Source organism: Pantoea sp. PSNIH1 (assembly GCF_007680655.1).
Taxonomy (GTDB): Bacteria; Pseudomonadota; Gammaproteobacteria; order Enterobacterales; family Enterobacteriaceae; genus Pantoea; species Pantoea eucrina.
On the sequence record NZ_VEIP01000007.1, the window covers coordinates 54,827 to 72,166 of the forward strand.

At 52.1% G+C, this 17,340-nt stretch carries 19 protein-coding genes; 7 read left to right on the forward strand and 12 right to left on the reverse strand.

Annotation, left to right across the window (positions count from 1 at the left end):
* Positions 1–371: 371 nt before the first annotated feature.
* The 3 genes from traT to FS690_RS15215 form a co-directional block, all read right to left on the reverse strand.
* A complete protein-coding gene (traT, locus tag FS690_RS15205) occupies positions 372–1,103 on the reverse strand; it encodes a complement resistance protein TraT (RefSeq protein WP_065647990.1) in 732 nt (243 codons plus the stop codon).
* 315 nt (positions 1,104–1,418) lie between these two features.
* Positions 1,419–2,957 (reverse strand): methyl-accepting chemotaxis protein, encoded by a 1,539-nt coding sequence (locus FS690_RS15210; RefSeq protein ID WP_065647989.1) that lies wholly within the window; start codon positions 2,955–2,957, stop codon positions 1,419–1,421.
* A gap of 111 nt (positions 2,958–3,068) precedes the next feature.
* Complete coding sequence (locus FS690_RS15215; protein ID WP_065647988.1) at positions 3,069–3,869, reverse strand: glucose 1-dehydrogenase; 801 nt, start codon at positions 3,867–3,869, stop codon at positions 3,069–3,071.
* Positions 3,870–4,080: 211 nt separating this feature from the next.
* On the opposite strand from FS690_RS15215, the gene FS690_RS15220 reads away from it, so the two are divergent.
* From FS690_RS15220 to FS690_RS15230, 3 genes are all read left to right on the forward strand, one after another.
* A complete protein-coding gene (locus tag FS690_RS15220; RefSeq protein WP_065647987.1) occupies positions 4,081–4,317 on the forward strand; it encodes a DUF2171 domain-containing protein in 237 nt (78 codons plus the stop codon).
* 356 nt (positions 4,318–4,673) lie between these two features.
* Positions 4,674–4,919, forward strand: coding sequence for a hypothetical protein (locus FS690_RS15225; RefSeq protein ID WP_040113408.1), 246 nt, complete (start codon positions 4,674–4,676; stop codon positions 4,917–4,919).
* Between the two features lie 62 nt (positions 4,920–4,981).
* Positions 4,982–5,239, forward strand: a complete 258-nt coding sequence (locus FS690_RS15230) for a hypothetical protein (RefSeq protein WP_065647986.1) — start codon at positions 4,982–4,984, stop codon at positions 5,237–5,239.
* Positions 5,240–5,493: 254 nt separating this feature from the next.
* Here the strand turns inward: FS690_RS15230 and FS690_RS15235 are convergent, their stop codons facing one another.
* The 3 genes from FS690_RS15235 to ycgZ all read right to left on the reverse strand — a co-directional run bounded on the left by FS690_RS15235 (position 5,494) and on the right by ycgZ (position 6,508).
* Positions 5,494–5,751, reverse strand: a complete 258-nt coding sequence (locus FS690_RS15235; RefSeq protein ID WP_065648047.1) for a biofilm/acid-resistance regulator YmgB/AriR — start codon at positions 5,749–5,751, stop codon at positions 5,494–5,496.
* A gap of 140 nt (positions 5,752–5,891) precedes the next feature.
* On the reverse strand, positions 5,892–6,158 hold the full coding sequence (locus tag FS690_RS15240; protein ID WP_065647985.1) for a hypothetical protein: 267 nt from the start codon (positions 6,156–6,158) through the stop codon (positions 5,892–5,894).
* A 107-nt stretch (positions 6,159–6,265) separates the two neighbouring features.
* Entirely contained in the window at positions 6,266–6,508 is a 243-nt protein-coding gene (gene ycgZ, locus FS690_RS15245) for a regulatory protein YcgZ (RefSeq protein ID WP_065647984.1), read from the reverse strand.
* Positions 6,509–6,941: 433 nt separating this feature from the next.
* On the opposite strand from ycgZ, the gene FS690_RS15250 reads away from it, so the two are divergent.
* From FS690_RS15250 to FS690_RS15260, 3 genes are all read left to right on the forward strand, one after another.
* Complete coding sequence (locus FS690_RS15250) at positions 6,942–7,181, forward strand: biofilm development regulator YmgB/AriR family protein (protein WP_065647983.1); 240 nt, start codon at positions 6,942–6,944, stop codon at positions 7,179–7,181.
* Positions 7,182–7,359: 178 nt separating this feature from the next.
* Entirely contained in the window at positions 7,360–7,947 is a 588-nt protein-coding gene (locus FS690_RS15255; protein WP_065647982.1) for a TetR/AcrR family transcriptional regulator, read from the forward strand.
* Positions 7,947–8,876, forward strand: coding sequence for a DMT family transporter (locus tag FS690_RS15260; RefSeq protein WP_084798743.1), 930 nt, complete (start codon positions 7,947–7,949; stop codon positions 8,874–8,876). The genes FS690_RS15255 and FS690_RS15260 overlap by 1 nt, the downstream gene beginning before the upstream one ends.
* A 941-nt stretch (positions 8,877–9,817) precedes the next feature.
* Here FS690_RS15260 and traI read toward each other — a convergent pair.
* The 3 genes from traI to FS690_RS15275 form a co-directional block, all read right to left on the reverse strand.
* Positions 9,818–11,779: a TraI/MobA(P) family conjugative relaxase gene (gene traI, locus FS690_RS15265; protein ID WP_065647981.1), complete on the reverse strand. Its 1,962-nt coding sequence runs from the start codon at positions 11,777–11,779 to the stop codon at positions 9,818–9,820.
* Entirely contained in the window at positions 11,779–12,120 is a 342-nt protein-coding gene (mobA, locus tag FS690_RS15270) for a plasmid mobilization protein MobA (protein ID WP_065647980.1), read from the reverse strand. The genes traI and mobA overlap by 1 nt, the downstream gene beginning before the upstream one ends.
* Before the next feature lie 493 nt (positions 12,121–12,613).
* Positions 12,614–13,734 (reverse strand): IS3 family transposase gene (locus FS690_RS15275; RefSeq protein WP_139074165.1). Its coding sequence is split into 2 segments (ribosomal slippage): positions 12,614–13,476 and positions 13,476–13,734, totalling 1,122 coding nucleotides; the frame shifts between segments, so codons are not numbered across the junction.
* 82 nt (positions 13,735–13,816) lie between these two features.
* Between FS690_RS15275 and FS690_RS15280 the strand changes: the two genes are divergently transcribed.
* Positions 13,817–14,305 (forward strand): DUF2938 family protein, encoded by a 489-nt coding sequence (locus tag FS690_RS15280; RefSeq protein ID WP_065647978.1) that lies wholly within the window; start codon positions 13,817–13,819, stop codon positions 14,303–14,305.
* 223 nt (positions 14,306–14,528) lie between these two features.
* Here the strand turns inward: FS690_RS15280 and FS690_RS15285 are convergent, their stop codons facing one another.
* From FS690_RS15285 to FS690_RS18560, 3 genes are all read right to left on the reverse strand, one after another.
* Positions 14,529–16,346, reverse strand: a complete 1,818-nt coding sequence (locus tag FS690_RS15285) for a tyrosine-type recombinase/integrase (RefSeq protein WP_240484880.1) — start codon at positions 16,344–16,346, stop codon at positions 14,529–14,531.
* Positions 16,347–16,570: 224 nt separating this feature from the next.
* A complete protein-coding gene (locus FS690_RS18555) occupies positions 16,571–16,735 on the reverse strand; it encodes a hypothetical protein (RefSeq protein ID WP_233207452.1) in 165 nt (54 codons plus the stop codon).
* A complete protein-coding gene (locus FS690_RS18560) occupies positions 16,732–17,268 on the reverse strand; it encodes a site-specific integrase (protein ID WP_233207451.1) in 537 nt (178 codons plus the stop codon). The genes FS690_RS18555 and FS690_RS18560 overlap by 4 nt, the downstream gene beginning before the upstream one ends.
* Between the last annotated feature and the right edge of the window lie 72 nt (positions 17,269–17,340).

Below are 17,340 nucleotides of genomic sequence, written 5' to 3' on the forward strand. Positions count from 1 at the left end.
TCGCCTGCCTGAGAGGCAGAAAGGCCGTGGCTCTGATTAAGGATTAAAACCGGCGCTAAATATTTTATCCTTGCGCTGTCAGGCTGCCGTTTGTCCTATTTCATCCCGTACTGCCGAAATTTTAGTTACAGCACTCTTTTACCTGTTCAACTCATTCCGGCCCTGCGGGCCGGGCGCGGCGGCGGGTCAGGAGGGGCAACCTTGTTTCAGATCTGCGCCTGAGGTTGAAAAGGTCAGAGAGGGGCAATGTGCGACAGACCAGCACCGGTTAGTGTTTCGTGTTAAGGGATGCTGTAACTATTCAGGGCATATATTCAGAGTTATTCAGTTGCGATTTGCCGCCGGCCGGAATGCACCAGCGGCATCCGTGATTACATAATACCTGCCACGGATTTCGCCAGCTGCGCTTCCAGCACCGGCTTCGCTTCTTCAAACTTGAGATTGACCTTGTTGGCGTTGGACACCACGCGCGTCTGATACTTCATGCGGTTGCCCTCTTCGCTGCTGGTCTGCAGCTTGATGCCAGAGGTGCCCTGACGCAGCGCGGCAATGTTGTCAGTGGTCACAGCGTTTTTACTGCGTTCGGAGATCTGCAGATCGGTCACCATGGTGAAGTTAACATCTTCAATCAGCGCATCGGCTGCCATTCCTGCCAGGCCTGCGGCCAGACCGACGCCAAGCATCGCACCACCCGAGTTACCGTTATAGGCCGTAATGCCGGCACCCAGCGCTGCACCGGTAACCGCGCCTTCATAGCCGGTCGCCAGGAAGCCTTGCGACTGGCGCAGATCCATTTTTTCCGCTTTCAGCACGTTAGCCTGAATCCAGTAGAACGCGGTATCGGGCGAGGATGTGACAGTATACCCTTTAGCCTGCAGGTCCTGCGCCAGCAGCGACTGCAGATCGCTCATATCTTTGTCAGAGGTATTACGCACCTGCAGATAGACCGTTTTCTGACTGGAAGGCTCAAGCCATACCGTCTGGCTCATCTGCGTTTTAACTTCAAGATTGCGCTTTTTGATGGCGGTAGTCATGGCGCTGCAGCCGGAAAGAACGATGCAGGAGGCGACGACGGCCGCCACCAGGGGTTTACGATGGTTCATTTACTGCTCCCTGAGAAGAATTAACTGCGGCGCACTCTTGCCCGCAGCACACCTGTAAAACAGGCGCAAACGTACCGGTTTGCGCTAAGGTGGCAGGGAGGAATATCGGCAAAGCGTAAGATAAATTTACGCTTTGAAGAAAATAAATTTGTCAAAAAGGCACCACTATTTCTAATGCATTGAAATAGTAGCTTTTTATAGATGAATTTTCAGATGTGCTCTTTTAATCATTAATAGTGAAGCAGTGTTCACAAAAGGTTCTGTATTGTGGTCTGAGAGATTGCCAGCCCCTTAAAAAGAGCCGGCACGGGGCGCTTATGCCAGATGGAAAGTGGAAACTGAACGGGTCAGATACTGTACCTGCTCTTCAAGCGATGCTGACGCAGCCGCTGACTCCTGTACCAGTGCAGCGTTCTGCTGCGTGACAGAGTCCATTTCAGTCACCGCTTTCTCAATCTGACCGATGCCGCGACTCTGTTCACCTGACGCCACGGAAATATGCTCCATCAAAAGGTTAACGCGGCTTACCGACGCGATGATAGCGCTCATCGCCTCCCCGGTGCGGCTGACCTGCTCCGAGCCGGTGTGGATAATCGCTACCGACTCTGCAATCAGCGTCTCTATCTCTTTGGCTGCCAGCGCGCTGCGCTGTGCCAGATTGCGGACCTCTCCGGCAACCACTGCAAACCCCCTGCCCTGCTCACCCGCTCGCGCTGCTTCCACAGCGGCGTTCAGCGCAAGGATGTTGGTCTGAAACGCGATCCCGTTGATCACCGAGATGATCTCTTCGATTTTTTTCGAGCTGGCGTTGATCAGGTCCATCGACACAATCACCTCACGCGAGACTTTTTCACCTGTTTCCGCATTTTGCACCGCCTCGCCTGTCAGGCGGCAGGCTTCAAAGACGTTGTCAGTGTTCTGCTTCACCGTAGCACCCAGCTGTTCCATGCTGGCCGCGGTTTCCGTCAGCGCCGCAGCCTGCTGCTCAGTGCGCGAGGCCAGGTCAACGTTTCCGGCTGCGATTTCGCCCGAGGCGGTGGAGACCGAATGCGCGGAGTCACGTACCTGCATAATGATTTGTGTCAGGGCGAGACGCATCGCTTCCAGCGAGCCCATCAGACTCTGAATTTCACTGCGCGACGCGCCCTTTGCCGGAACAGGGCGGTTAAGCTCGCCGGCGGCGATCAAATCGCAATGCTGTTTTGCCATGCTGAGCGGCAGCAGCACAAAGCGATGCATCAGCAGTGAAATCACAACAATGATGCCGACAAACAGCGCACCAAACAGCACCAGCAGCATCAGGCCGGAGTGAAAGTGACGTTGTGCGTCATCATTGAGCTGGCGTGCATAAGCTTCATGCTGCGCCAGTACCTTATCGAGGATAATTTCATACTGGCGATCGAGACGGACGACGGTCGGGATTTGCGCTTTAAAGCGTGCCTGATCGTGCGCTTCAGCGGCCGCCACCAGCGGCCGGATCCCTTCATCGCGATAGCTGAGATAAGCCTGCCGGTAAGCTTCTGCTTCTGCTGCCTCACCGGCCAGACGCGGGGCATCCATATAGGCCTGAAATGCCGCGTCTGCTTTGACAGCCACCGCTTTAACACTCTCAAGTGACGCTGCTGATGCGGTATCGTCCCCCTCGCTCGCTTTCATATATTCCATCACCCTGACGCGCAGCGTACGGCTGTGGTTGATAGGATCGATAACGGAGAGCACTACGCGGATCTCTTTGTTAACGGCGGTCAGCGAGGCGTTACTGCGCACCAGCAGCCAGCTGCTGATGGCCACGCTGGCCAGAAACAGTACCAGCATCGTGAGGAACACCAGCAGTGAGGATTTTTTCAGCGACATAATTAACTTCCGGTTGAAGGTGGAGAGTTAGTTATATCGGCCCGGCGACGCAACTCATTAGCCGTGAAAGTGTCGCAATCGACTGATTGCGACAGCGTAATTGGTAAGTGCTTAACCGTTATCGCGAAAGCCAGGATAGAGACTCATCCCGCCATCAATAAACAGCGTGGTGCCATGCACGTAGTCGGATAAATCGCTGGCCAGCCATATCACCGCATTACCCACATCTTCCGGATCGCCTACCCGGCCATAGGGAATGAGCTGCAGCAGCTTTTTCTCCGCGTCGCCCTCCGTGGCTTCGGTATTGATTGGGGTTCTGATGGCCCCCGGCGCAATCGAATTAATGCGAATGCGCTCCTCACCCACCTCCTGCGCCAGGCTACGCATCAGCAGATCGACACCCCCTTTAGAGGCGGCATAGTTGATATGGCCAGCCCAAGGGATGAGCTGATGAACCGAACTCATATGAATGATTTTTCCGGCAGCGCGGCTCACGTCCAGACGTTTCTCCTGCTGGCGAAACTGACGCAGCGCTGCCCGGGCACAGAGAAACTGACCGGTGAGATTAACCTGGATAACTTTGTTCCACTCCTCCAGCGTCATCTCGCTGGCTGGCGCATCGCGCTGCAGTCCGGAGTTCGCGACCAGGATATCCAGCCGCCCAAAATGGTTGATGGTTTCAGCAAACAGCGCCTCTACGGCTTTTTCATCAGAGACATCACCCCCTACCGCCACCGCCTTACCGCCGCGCTGCCGGATCGCTTCTGCCAGCGCCTCGGCAGGCTCCTGCTGGCTGTTATAGTTGACTACCACCGCTGCACCCGCCGCAGCCAGCGCTTCGGCGCAGGCGTAGCCAAGCCCTGAACTGGCGCCGGTAACCAGCGCAACCTGTTTCTCCAGTGATATCTGCATGCTGTTAATTCCCGTTATGAACAGAGAGGAGGCTGGCAGCGCGTGCCGCCAGCGGCTACAGGAAATCATAGTCGGCGCAGCAGAATTGGTCGCGTCACGGTTCGCCTAAATATTTCATTCTGTAAATTACTGGAAATCTGCGGATTAATAACCAGACTTAAGCAGTCCGGCAGCAGAACTGCTGCATTTACATTCACAGAACGGAGGCAATATGGTAAGCAAATCAGAAATCCTGGATCACGCACAGGTTGTTGACGTCAACGGTGAGCACGTGGGCATTGTCGATCACTTCGAAGGCGAAGATAAAATCAAACTGGCGAAAAGCGATCCGGAAGCGGGCGGTAAGCACCACATCATCCCATTCAGCTGGGTTAAAGAAGTTGATGATAATAAAGTCATTCTTTCCAAATCAAAGGATGACGTTGAAGCCGAGTGGCAGAGCGCATAATCTGTTGTCGGACCGCAGCAGCCCTGCTGCGGTCTGGTTTTTACACGTGTGAAGAGCCCAATACCGGCTGATTCAAAAAGCATTGCTTCTGATACGAAAAGAACTCACGATCCAATCGATAATATCCTTCGACTCTCCTGACAGAATCCTCTCCCGCTACTCCGGCCTCTGAAAAGTCCAATGGCAGAATCCGACTTTTCATTTAATAGATCTGCTGCTTTTACGCTTCACAACATCCTGCTGTGTGCATCACAACGTAACGCAGGCTTTGGTTTCCGCCACGCTTCTGGCTATGATGACATCCAGTCACGACGTAGGTAGAGCCGTAAAGCGTCAGAGCAACACAGGAGGCAGCGATGCTTAGCGACGAACGCCTGCAATATATAGCAGGTAACCCTGATAATAATTCCCCAGAAGCCGTTGAAATGGCGCGCGAAATATTGCGTTATCGCCGCGCACTGGCAGAGCCCTATGCCATTATCGAGCCTTTGGGTATGCAATATCTGGGGGATGGTAACGGCGCCATGGTATTTCCGCCCCGTTATCGTGAAAGAAACGATATCAATCTTTATCGTCTTGATGAAAATGAGATGGCTGACTGAGCCTGACAACGCCTCAATGCCCTGTGATAGACTCGCCGGGAAACCTGCAGCCGGACCGCGTAATGAAAAGTGACCTAGAAGAAAAACTGGCAGAAATAATTATCGGCGAAACAGTAACGGAGCTGCTTGATGCTGGCACTACTATATCCCTGCAAATGCTGCTGGATCGGCTGTATGACAAAGTCAGCAGCAACGCTGATGAAACCTATCTGCGCGCAGCATTACATGTTATTGACGGCATCAGACGCGAAATGCAGTTAACAACAGCTGTTGAGGCTGATAGCGCTGCATCTCACACGGCAGAAGATAACGTGCATTAAGGCAGCGGGCCTTAGCTGCAAAAACTCACATCGGAATTATCCTTTTGTCTCATCTGCTCCAGGCAGATCGCGTAATCCGTGCCAGGCTTATTTAACGTTAAAGCCGTTACTGATAGGGAGAGAATGATGATGAAGGTGTGGATTGCTATTACGTTGATCGCTGCAGCGAGCTGCTCAGTATGGGCTTCAAAGGGTGGTTTTGAGACCTCAGCAGCCATTCCTGCCGCACAGAGCGTGCAGCAGGAATAAAAATCTTAAATACCTTCGTCGTCCGGTGTGCGTCCGACCACTATCTCCAGCGCATTACGCAGTACATCAAGGTGTACAATGTCTGATGTGCTTTCCAGCTCGGCGATAAGATACAGGATAATGGTTTTGCTGGTGACGCGTTTGCCGTGCACAACAATATCGCGGATGACCGCATCCAGCACGGCTGTTTCAGCAGCCAGCTTCTCGCCAGCGTGACGAAAATGGTGAATGATGTCGGCTTCGGTCGTTTGGGTGTGCTGCATTTCTTGCTGCATAGTCTTTCCGTTTAATTCCGCACCAGCGGCTGAGTTACCAGGCTAACTGCCTGAAATAAAGACGGCCATCCGCAGATGGCCGCATCCTGCGGGCTTATTGCCACACTTCGCTTGCGCGAATATATCTCTTAATGCTTTTTACTGCCTGCCTGAACCGACTGTAGCGCCATCACCGGCATATCCTGAGTCTGCCGCGCGCGCGGAAACTCTTTTGCTACTTCATCCAGTGCACACTGCAGTGCCGCCAGCCGTTCAGGATGTGACTCCAGCGCTGCCATTCGCTTCAGAGTAGCAACCAGAGCGGTTGAATTGATACGGCCGGCATCACCGAGCAGTAATGTTACTGCTTCGCCGATAACGATATCAGTCAGTCTTTCCAGGTTACTTCGTTGCATACCCGCTTCTTATATTTGCGTGCCTGCTCCGGCAGTGATATCTGGCTGCCAGTCCGGACAGCCCTGAAAGTGCTGCAGGATAAACTGAACACGCGGTTGAAGGCGTCTCAGCGATCAAACAGCAGCCCGATAAGCGCCTGGTAGTGACGCTCTTCTTCCACACTCGCTGCGACCTCCAGACGACGTAAGAGCTTTGAACAGATCGCTTTGCGATTAAGATTTTTACCCGCACGCAGGATTTCTACCACAATCTGGCCCAACGTTTCCTGCTGTCCCGGTACGGAAACCTTGCTGAAGTAATGGGCAATATCATTTGCTGTAGTTGGATAGTTCGCAATGTCCTGGCGCATGGGGAACCTCTGTAATGGTTGAAATATACTCATCGCTCAATGAGCGTAAAGTTATACAACATTGATAAACTTGTACAGCGATTGTGTATATCCCCTGGCTTGATTTTTTTGCAAAAAATGCTAAGCACTATTTATCATGGGGTTATAAATGAAAATAAGGATAAGTAAGTTGTACAGCTATATCAGCAGCTTCGATAAAAAAGCAGTAACTGATGCAGAAAGCTTGTAGGCAATGCTTTGTCTTCAGAAAGAGGATGCTATCCCTGCATGAATTGTTAATCATCAGAAAAATAAATTGTATAGGTGACTGTAACTTATAGATATTTATTAGATCCAGACCAGTCTGCGGCCGCTCTTACAAATCAACGCTGTACACATCGCTACGCATCGTTTACTTTGCGCACGACCCCTCTATTAACTTTCAGGTATTTCAATGCGCCAGGACGGACTGCCTTCTGAAAATACAATCGGGCTGACTGGCTACTTCAGCAGGGTAACGCACCCCTGCCAGATTGAAATGCTGGGCAGGATCACTGTCGAAATCCTTCGTCAGGAGCGACGTCTTACCCGAACTGCAGTGTGCCTTAAATTGATCGGCTGGCTGGACAGCACCGAGAATGCCGCAGAGGCTGCGCATCTGCGCGAGCTGCTCGCTATGCTGTTTGGCCGTTAATAACATTAATCATGCTGCCAGCCCGCTTTTGCGGGCTGTTTTGTATTCACTTTTTTCCGCCTGCCCTTTGTTAACGGGATAAAAAAGTCATTCACTCCGCTGAATGCCTCCTGGGGTTGCCATACACTTGTGAGTAGGTAGACTAGTCTACCTACTCACAACGCCATTGGGGCTGACAATGACGCAACAGTCTGCTGATTCAGAAACGGCTTATGAAAAGCTACTCAACGCCGCACGCATTCTTTTTTACAACCACGGAATAGGCGGCACAGGCATTGATGCGATTGTGAAACGGGCTGGCGTCGCAAAGAAAAGCCTGTACAACAACTTTGCCTCTAAAGATGAACTGGTAGCGGCTTATCTCAGGGTGCGGCATGAAGAGTGGCTGGCGCTGTATGAAAAGCGGCGTCAGATCGCTACGACGCCCCGGGAGCGGGTTCTGGCCGTCTTTAAAGCGTATGAAGATCACGCTGAGTATGCTTATGAACACGGCTTTCGCGGCTGCGGGCTGCTGAATGCCGCTGCAGAGTTGCCTGCCGGAGCACCGGGACGCCAGGCTGTACGTGAACACAAAGAGGAAGTTGAAGCGATTCTGGCTTCGCATCTGGCTGAGCTGATACACGGAGAGGAAAAAAATGCCGGCCTGGTGGCAAAGCATTTCGCCTTCCTGCTGGAAGGCAGCATCTCCCGGGCAGGCCTGGAAGGGAGCAGTCACTGTGTGGCACAGGCCCGCGCGATGGCTGAACAGATGATGGAGGCGTGCTGATGCTTTCATCGGGACAACGGCTGGGCGGCATAACGGGCGTGCTGGTGGCCGCCATCCTCTGGGGTACCACCGGCACGGCGGCTACCTTCGCCCCTGAGCTGAGTCCGCTGGCGATTGGGGCCGTAGCGATGGGCATCGGCGGTTTATTACAGGGGCTTATTGCGGCTGGCACACTTCTTCGTCAGCGCCGGCTTATTGCCGCACAGTGGCACTTTCTGGTCACCGGCGCGCTCGCGGTTGCCGTGTATCCCCTTGCCTTCTATGCCTCAATGCGTTATGCCGGCGTCACAACTGGCACGGTGATTTCGATTGGTTCGGCTCCGCTTCTTTCAGCTCTGATTGAGTATCGCTTCGACGGCGGGCGCCTGACAAAGCAGTGGCTGTGCGGCGCAGTGCCGGGGATCGCCGGAATGATACTGCTCTGCCTGGCGCAGAGCAGCGGAGAGGCTGAGGCTGCCGGCAACGAACACGCCCTGAGCGGTATCGCTCTGGGTCTGCTGGCAGGGTTTACCTACGCGTTCTATTCGTGGTCGGCGCGACGCCTGATGCAGGCGGGTGTGGCATCCGGCGCGGCCATGGGAGCAACGTTTGGTGCGGGCGGCATCCTGCTGATGCCCGTACTGTTTATGACGGGTGCTCCGCTACTGGCGAGCTGGAACACTGCGGCTGTCGGGATCTACATGGCCCTGATCCCGATGTTTGTCGGCTATCTCTGCTACGGCTATGGCCTGGCGCGTATCCCCGCCAGCATGGCCACCACCATCACCCTGCTCGAACCGGTGATTGCGGCGTTGCTGGCGGTTCTGCTGGTGGGTGAAAGGCTGCCCTTTGCCGGCTGGGCAGGTGTCAGTCTGATCGTCGTCTGCCTCGGCATTATTACCGCGCCGGCAAAGAAGCATTTGCTCAAAGATCCCCGTTTATTAAGTTAATAACAACTGGTACAGGTATCAAGGCGAGAATGAACTATCGCCTTGATAAATTCAATTTCGCTAACATAAAGGGGGAAATTTCATAATGGCAATGGCAGCACTTAAAACATTATAATTAGATATGATGCCGCCACCAATCATAAATAAATTTAAACCACCTTCAAATTAACACGTGAGTTAATAAAACATCCTTTTACCTACGCACTTCTATGATTGAATTCATAATTAATAACTCCATTTTAAAGGTAATTTCTGCCACCCCCTTAGCTTTACAGAATTTCAATAAGTTAAAATAAAAACCATAATAAACATAAAGCCAAATAAAATATATAACAACAAAACTAACCAAGCGCTTTATTGATCTTCATGTTTATTATTAACACCATTGAAATTAGTAAGAAATTAAAAAAACCAAACCACTTTATAATAATGCATATAGGAACAAGGCTTGGATATTAGGATTCAGCACATTGAAAATAAATAAAAAATAAAAAAACCTATAACTGATGGGACGAATAAAAAAATCAAAAAAATATCAAGAACAGCAAGATGTTGACAAAAAAACAAAAAACCCAACCCCCTAATAATTCAAACTTATCGGCGAGAAAAAAATTAAGCCATTTGATAACACCCTAATTGATTAGAGATCGAAAATATTAAAAACACCATTAAGCATCGGGAAATATTAATATATTGGCGCTACATCTTAGACTTACCAGCATAAAAAAATTAGCTCCTGCACAATACCGGTTTATTTTAGTAACCTAATTTTTAATAACGCTAGGAAATAACTTGTAAACAGCTTCAAATGAATAGGATCCACGGCAGCCATGGCAGCCTCCTCAACAGGTTGTAATGGTTAGCTGGTTGTAGAGGGGTTCAGCCTGTGCAATCAGCGACTAAGTACTTCAGTTTGAGTTATGTCTTCGCTATTACTCTCCTCACGGTCGTGGTAAATTTTTAGGTAACGGACGGACTGCATCGTCCATCCTGCTCTGATATTCAGTATGACTTGCTTCCGCCCTGACGTCCTGACCGCTCAGATGACGCTCAGTTGCGCGCACGTTTGCCATGTGCTGCTGATCGCTGACGCTGAAAGAATGTTCGTCCCGTTTCGTGACGTTTCTCACCGCGCCGGCATAAAGCACGCGGTTAACGGCAGCCGGGTCCCCCTGTAAAACAGTATTCTCACCGCTGCGCCAGGCAATCAGTTCGGCAGCCAGATCGTTGTTATGACGGTCAGACGCTGCGTCAGCGGCTGCGTAAACCTCAACCCTGTTGCCAAAGTCGGTTACTGCAGGTTTACCGTCGCGCAGATAGGTCACCGTACCGTCTCGTAATAACGCTGTGTCATGCGCGCTGGATTTGAATGTCGGTACGTCTTCAGCCGGCCCGAAATGAATAACAGCGTTTGGCTCCGGCCAGGCAGATTGACGTTTCGACGCTGCACGCTTTTCACGATAGGCCCATCCGCGCATCTGACTGATTGCGGCGACGTCGCCGTTAAGCGCTTCCTGTTCAACCCACGACTTCCAGGTCAGGTGACGCGCCTGTCCGGTTTCTTTCAGCGTCTGCCGCTCTTCACGCAGCTGCAGTCTCAGCTTTGCTGCTGCCTTCATCTTCTCAAACTCAGCAACCCGATACATCAGCCTGCGCATCAGCGGATCCCGGACGGCCTGACGCACGTTCGCCTTCGTAGCCACGCAGTGAGCGGATATCTGCCGGAAGCGTTCGCCCGCGCGCAGGTCAGGTCTTTCCCAGCCGGCGCGATAAGCATCATAGCGCGTGCGCAGGATGTCGCGGGCAACGGCTCTCGCTTCGCGACGTTCACGGCGGGCCTCTCCGTCACGGACGTGCAGCTGCGGCAGATAAAACTTATCAACCATGAGCATGCCGGCCTCATGATTTTCCGGGTCGGATGCGGGCGGTGCGGGCAGGAAACTGCCGTGCTTTGCTTCCATCGCCTGCAGACCGATAGCCGGATGAATGTCTGATGCTTTCACGCTGATGCTGTCAGGATTGAGCAGATCGAAAACGGCGAGGCCGCCGTTCTGTTCCCGCACGCCAAGCCCGCGTGTATACATGACGTTGTGAAGCAGCGGCCAGCTGAGACTGCCCTCTTCGGACAGGTCGCTGATCATCTGACGCGTCTCGCGAACGGCGTAGCCGTGAAGGCTTTCCTTATCGGAAAAGATTTCTCTTTTAGCTGCGCCGCGCGGCGCTGAAGGCAGCGCACGACGCGTGCGGTACAGGCTGCCGTCCCCGCTCATTTCCCAGCTGCCGTTGTCCACGTTGAAGCCTAAATCGCGCTCCAGCACGCGGCAGGCTTTCTGCAGCGTGTCTGCATCGTTCCACATATTCTGTGCGCGGAACGTGACCGGATGAACGCGGTTAGCGGACACGTGACAGTGAACGTTATCGGTATCTTTATGAATCGCGGCAACGTACTGATGATCTGCCATCCCCAGCTGCGCCATGCTGTAGCGCACTGAGGTAAAGACGGCGTCAGGAGAAGGATTTTCGTCGCTCTGCCACGAGAGAATAAAGTGATAAACCGCATCCTTACAGTGGCGGTTCTGCATCGCGGTCATGTTCATTTCTGACGCTGCGGCTTCAAGCGAAAAGCAGTTGGTTTCGCACAACACTTCACCTGAAAGCACGCGCTGAATGCCCTCAGGTGAAATGCTGATAATTTCAGAAGCAGGCGATATGTTCTTACGGCCCACGTAGTCAACAAGCTGGCTAAAGCCCGGAGTCGCCGTAGAACCGGCATTCGGGGTATGCGCAGGCTCAGGCTGCACCTGTTCAGCATTTTTGTTTTCTTCGCGCGTGCTGACGTATTCAACTAGCTTTCTGAAGCTGGTCTTTTTGTCGCGACGTTTTGGCGGGATGATGACGTTCATCAGTCCTTGATTTCCTCTGCCGGAACCGGCGCCATGTCCAGCGCATTGATGGCGTGAGTGATGCTGGTCAGTACGCCGGAAAACTGCTGGCTGAGTTCGGTTGTCATGTTGTCCTTCATCTGGGTATAGAGGTGCTTTTGCAGACCACCCAGGCGGAGAAGTTCGTTCATCATCCGGATATCCGTACGCACCATAATGCGGCGGCTCAGAGCGGTGCGCCGCAGGTACTCAGACGTTGTAAGTCCGGCAGCGACAGCCTTTGCCTTAATAGCTTCAGCCTCAGCTTCCGTACAGCGAAGCTGAATGAGTGTGTTCTTCTGACGCTTCTCACTTTTCGACATAACTCAACCTTGGCACATTACCCGGGTCTCGGGGCGGAGCCCTGAGCAGGTCGTTTTGGCGATACCGTCTGCGTGCAGGCGGTAATGACAAAACATTTCCTGCCCCGTGTTTTAATATCAAGTTAAGGATTTTACCACTTCATTGCAGACTGCGCTATGAAGTGGTATTTGGTTAGGTGTTTTATCATCGCCAACCGAGCCTTGCGGAGCTTAAAACCAGATTTATTCGGATTATAACTTAATCAGGTTCGATGGGGTAAATACACTGATGGCAGTAAAGAGCTACACGCTTAGTAAGGTGTATGCGCATCTTGAAAATTTTGGAATTTATAATGTTACATTTAGAAATTTTGAAGAGATCACTATGGATAAAAAGAAGCATCAGGATAAGCGGGGGCTGGTAAGATCTTCAGGTGATGTTAAAGCAGCAGCCGCTGACACCAACCGACAGAGGTAATAGTGACTGACCTGCCCCCAATATTAGATACAACCTTCAGTTAGTAATGTCGGTTTGTTTACCTTCACATTCTCCATTTCGCCACCGTGCTGCAAACTCTGATGGCGTCTGATAATTCAGTGCTGAATGTGGACGACATTCGCTATAATCCTGACGCCATTCGCTGATGGTTTTCCTGGCATGGCTGACGTCGCTGAACCAGTGTTCATTCAGGCATTCATCGCGAAAGCGTCCGTTAAAACTCTCAATAAATCCGTTCTGTGTCGGCTTGCCGGGCTGGATAAGTCGCAGCTCCACTCCATGCTCAAAGGCCCACTGATAGAGCGCGCAGCAGGTAAACTCCGGGCCCTGATCGGTTCTTATCGTAGCCGGATAGCCGCGAAACAGCGCAATGCTGTCCAGAATACGCGTGACCTGCACGCCTGAAATCCCGAAGGCAACAGTGACCGTCAGGCATTCCTTTGTGAAGTCATCGACGCAGGTAAGGCACTTGATCCTGCGACCAGTAGCCAGCGCATCCATGACGAAATCCATCGACCAGGTCATGTTGGGCGCCGCCGGGCGGAGCAGCGGCAGACGTTCTGTTGCAAGCCCTTTACGACGACGTCTGCGTTTAACGCCCAGTCCGTTCAGATGATAAAGGCGGTACACGCGCTTGTGATTAACCAGAAGCCCTTCTCGGCGCAGTAACTGCCATATGCGGCGGTAGCCAAAACGCCTGCGCTCCAGTGCCAGTTCAGTAATGCGCCCTGATAAATGCGCATCAGCCGCCGGGCGCTGAGCCTCATAGCGGCAGGTCGACAGAGACAAACCTGTAAGCCTGCAGGCACGACGTTGCGACAGACCGGTCGCATCACACATAAACTCAACGGCTTCCCGCTTCTGGTCTGTCGTCAGTACTTTCGCCCCAGAGCCACCTGAAGTGCCTCCTTATCCAGCATGGCTTCGGCAAGCAGCTTCTTGAGGCGCGCGTTCTCCTCTTCAAGAGATTTAAGCCGCTTCACCTCAGGAACTTCCATACCACCAAACTTCTTGCGCCAGGTGTAAAAGGTGGCGTCGGAAATGGCGTGCTTGCGGCAGAGCTCACGGGCAGAAACGCCGGCTTCCGCTTCGCGAAGAATACTGATGATCTGTTCGTCGGAAAAACGCTTCTTCATGGGGATGTCCTCATGTGGCTTATGAAGACGTTACTAACATCGGGGTGTGTTATTCAACGGGGAGCAGGTCAATGGGGCAAAAATGAGTACGTGGATTGCTTTTAGTCTGATTGTGGGTATCGGTTCTACCCTTATTCTGGATCTGTGGGTAACCCTGGTTAAAAAAGTAGCGGGAGTCCCACCAACGGACTGGGGCATGGTTGGCCGCTGGCTTACAGAGATTCTGCGGGGGAACATTGTTCTCGATAACCGTACTACCAGAGCACCCGGAACGATTGAAAAAATGACAAGATGGATTTTCCATTACCTCATCGGTATTGCTTATGCACTGCTGTTGTTAGTTTTCTGGGGTACCCGCTTTGCTTTGCAACCGAGCCTTCTCCCTGTCTTCATCATTGGCGTTGTTGTCAGCACTTTTGCAGGCTTAGCTTTGCTGATGCCTGCCATGGGTGGCGGTTTTTTTGGGAGAAAATTACCGAATCAGATCTTAATGATTATCTACATCATCGTCGCCCATATTGCCTTTGCCATTGGCCAGTATGGATTTGCGCAACTTTATTCAATCAATTAAACGCTAAACGAATCACTTGAATCAATAATCTGCCTAATTGCTGAGGCTGGTATTAGACCGTCAAAGCTTGTTCTGACACAGTTAAAGCAAGCTCTTAACCTGAATTTCTCTTTACTCCGGCAACTTATTTAAAGTATTTATTTTGCTCATCAGAGCCATCCGGGGAGCAGTACCCTTGGGGGCTCTCGAAAGCTCATAAGTTGGACATTCAGCTAACCACATACTATTTCCGCTGTCCGGGAGAGGCAACGCTTCTGAGTTTTTTCAGAAGCCGCTCGACTGCTTCAATGTCATTATCTACCGCTGCTAGTTCATCCTCGGTTAAGGGAATTTCTTGCATAAGCTTTATTAAGTTTTGGCGGCCTTCCAGATACTGAGCTTCCGATGAGGATTTTGGTATGTAAAAAGAGCATTTTGCACAGGCCATGCGATGTGGACATTGATCAAAAAAATCATAAGTACAGAAACCATGCCCGAGATCATAATAGCGCCACGGCTTTCCCTCTGCTGCCTGACCTGATGCGACTATGTTCTGATCGATGAGTAACGAAACCACGCGACGATTACGTTCAAAATACCCCGCTTTATCGAATGAAGCGGCAAGCCTCGTTGGCGTAATATCGACATAATGTCGGGTGGATTCCGGTGAAGAATGCCCCAGCCATTTCTGCAGTTCGAAAATATCAAGCGGTTCCCGGGCATTATAAAGCTGGCTGGCGATAGTCGCTCTTGCTCGATGACTGGTGATCCTGCCTCTGGCATCATGCTCAGGAATGCCCGCTTTTTTACACAGCAACGGAACGAGAGAATTATTGATGTAGCTTCCATGCACCCGTTTTCCCCGATGCATAAAAAGAAAATGAACACTCTCGCCGGTCTTTGGATCTTCCTGAAGCGCCTGCGGGCTACGAACCAGTTCCCAGCGTTCAATATAATCTCCAACAATGGAGTCAACCGGTTTTGTAAATGCTGCATAAGTCTTACTGACCGGGACATCCATCAGGCAAATACGTTGTCCGTCATTTTCTTCTGAGGCCTGCCAGCGGATACAGCCGCACCGCATGCGCAGAATTTCATCACGTCTGAGACCACCAAATAACCAGAGCACACTTAATGCCCTGACCATCTCAAGCGGATAAAAATAGGGATACCCGACGCAGCCTGGCAGGTCTGTCTCCTGCAGGTTTTGTCCGGCGTGAATTAATTTACACCAGAGCTCATCACTCACAATGCGAGGGTCAGGCCCAATCTGCGTGCTAAGACTCCGCGGAGACCTGAGGATTCTTTCAGGGCTGAATTTGACCGGCATCCATCCCCATTCCTGGAGGTCATGAAAAAAAGTATGTACGTGTCTGATTAGCCCTGCTCTCGCAGACGGTTTCATCATACTACCTCGACGCTCACGGTACATTCCTCCTGGGTTCGACCATTCACCAACTTTCATTTTGCATGCTGCCGTCACCCATGCCATGGCAGTCTCCCGTGTCCAGTTGACTGGTGACACGCACTCCGGATGACAATCCGCCAGCCAGCGACCACACTTAAGCAACACATACCAGCAAGCTTCAATACTGGAGGGACGCTGCACAGAGGTAGCACGCCAGCGTTCACACCAGGAAAGCCATTCAGCGGGCACATCGGTCACAGCATTGTATTCCCGGGGCGGCCGGCGACGTTGCGACACCCGATAATCGAAACCTTCATTGAAAATCCCTGATGACGCTAGTATACGCGACAACGTAGCAGCAGACTTGCGGAGGTAAGCCGGCCCTGCAGAAGCTATATATTGCAACGTGTCGACATTGACGCGCTCTGGCTGTGGTTCCCGCTGAAGCAGCATTGCCATGCACAAGGCATTCCTGATGCCGTTATTTCTCCCATCGCCAGGAACATATCCCACTGCAGTCATCATTTCGCTAAGTCTGAAGACTGCAGCATCCGTATGCTGACGCCCAAAAACTTTGAGACAGAGCCGATACTGATAAAAAACACCGCAGGATTCCAGACGATCAAAACCACACAGCAACCACGCCAGTGCCATCACGTATTGCCGGCAATTACCACTGGCTCCAAACCTTTGGTGAAAATCACCTTCTGTGCTGCAGATGACTTCGGACCACTCTGACTGTGTCCAGGCCCAGTATGTTTTTCGGAGACGTTGCATCTTTACGGTTATATCGTGAAGGGATGAATTGTATGGAGCCCTGGCCGCATGCATCCTTACCAGTGTGTCGCGTAGCGGTAAGAGAAGACGAGACAGTTGTTTTAATATCTCAGGCGGCCAGTTTTTTCCACCCTGCCGGAAATGCTAATCAGCGTGTCCAGCGCTTCAAGCTCGCCCACAGCAAAATCAGGTCGCGTATCCCAAAGCGGATCGGGAAGGCTGAACTGTATTGCAGGACAGGGCGCGGTCTGTTCAGATTGCATCATGGTGAAGAATCCTGGAGGTGCAACAGAGTAAGGCGGTGAGTATACAAAGACTCCACTGTACAGTTGAACCGACGGCTCAGATCGCGTGCGCTGAGATGAATGTACAGCAGTGTTGACTGGATGCGACGGTGCCCGGCAAATGCGGCAATTTCGTGGATATCCCACCCCGTGCGGGCCAGTTCCGTCAGGCAGAGATGCCGAAAGGTATGTGTACTGATGAGTGGCAGCCCGGCTTGCAGCGCCAGGCTGCGTACCACTTTTGACCAGGTCCAGCCGCTGATGGGCTCCGTCCGGTTACGCGGCGAGTGCGACAGAAAAAGCGGGCCTCGGGATGCACTGAGCTGACGCCGCTCAGCCAACCAGGCCATGTAAAGCTCACCGGTCACCGGGGAATAAGGCACCACCCGGCCAGATCGGTTTTTGGTATGCTCTGCCCGAACAGAGAGCAACCGTCGGGATGGATCGATATCACCAGTAGTCACTGAACAGAGTTCTTCCCGGCGTAATCCACAGTCGTACGCCAGTGCCAGCATAAAACGGGTTCTGATGTCAGCCTGCGCAGCTACAGTCAGAAAATGCAGCCAGTCTTCATCAGCAGGAATCCA

Bases quoted from the DNA above. Each gene is read 5' to 3' on its own strand.
- FS690_RS15280 (WP_065647978.1), top strand. From the start codon at position 13,817: ATGAGTACGTGGATTGCTTTTAGTCTGATTGTGGGTATCGGTTCTACC.
- FS690_RS15215 (WP_065647988.1), bottom strand. From the start codon at position 3,869: ATGCAGATATCACTGGAGAAACAGGTTGCGCTGGTTACCGGCGCCAGT.
- FS690_RS15220 (WP_065647987.1), top strand. From the start codon at position 4,081: ATGGTAAGCAAATCAGAAATCCTGGATCACGCACAGGTTGTTGACGTC.
- FS690_RS15250 (WP_065647983.1), top strand. From the start codon at position 6,942: ATGCGCCAGGACGGACTGCCTTCTGAAAATACAATCGGGCTGACTGGC.
- FS690_RS18560 (WP_233207451.1), bottom strand. From the start codon at position 17,268: ATGCTGGCACTGGCGTACGACTGTGGATTACGCCGGGAAGAACTCTGT.
- FS690_RS18555 (WP_233207452.1), bottom strand. From the start codon at position 16,735: ATGATGCAATCTGAACAGACCGCGCCCTGTCCTGCAATACAGTTCAGC.
- FS690_RS15240 (WP_065647985.1), bottom strand. From the start codon at position 6,158: ATGCAACGAAGTAACCTGGAAAGACTGACTGATATCGTTATCGGCGAA.
- FS690_RS15255 (WP_065647982.1), top strand. From the start codon at position 7,360: ATGACGCAACAGTCTGCTGATTCAGAAACGGCTTATGAAAAGCTACTC.
- traI (WP_065647981.1), bottom strand. From the start codon at position 11,779: ATGAACGTCATCATCCCGCCAAAACGTCGCGACAAAAAGACCAGCTTC.
- FS690_RS15285 (WP_240484880.1), bottom strand. From the start codon at position 16,346: ATGGCACTGGCGTGGTTGCTGTGTGGTTTTGATCGTCTGGAATCCTGC.
- traT (WP_065647990.1), bottom strand. From the start codon at position 1,103: ATGAACCATCGTAAACCCCTGGTGGCGGCCGTCGTCGCCTCCTGCATC.
- mobA (WP_065647980.1), bottom strand. From the start codon at position 12,120: ATGTCGAAAAGTGAGAAGCGTCAGAAGAACACACTCATTCAGCTTCGC.
- FS690_RS15210 (WP_065647989.1), bottom strand. From the start codon at position 2,957: ATGTCGCTGAAAAAATCCTCACTGCTGGTGTTCCTCACGATGCTGGTA.
- FS690_RS15225 (WP_040113408.1), top strand. From the start codon at position 4,674: ATGCTTAGCGACGAACGCCTGCAATATATAGCAGGTAACCCTGATAAT.
- FS690_RS15260 (WP_084798743.1), top strand. From the start codon at position 7,947: ATGCTTTCATCGGGACAACGGCTGGGCGGCATAACGGGCGTGCTGGTG.
- FS690_RS15230 (WP_065647986.1), top strand. From the start codon at position 4,982: ATGAAAAGTGACCTAGAAGAAAAACTGGCAGAAATAATTATCGGCGAA.
- ycgZ (WP_065647984.1), bottom strand. From the start codon at position 6,508: ATGCGCCAGGACATTGCGAACTATCCAACTACAGCAAATGATATTGCC.
- FS690_RS15235 (WP_065648047.1), bottom strand. From the start codon at position 5,751: ATGCAGCACACCCAAACGACCGAAGCCGACATCATTCACCATTTTCGT.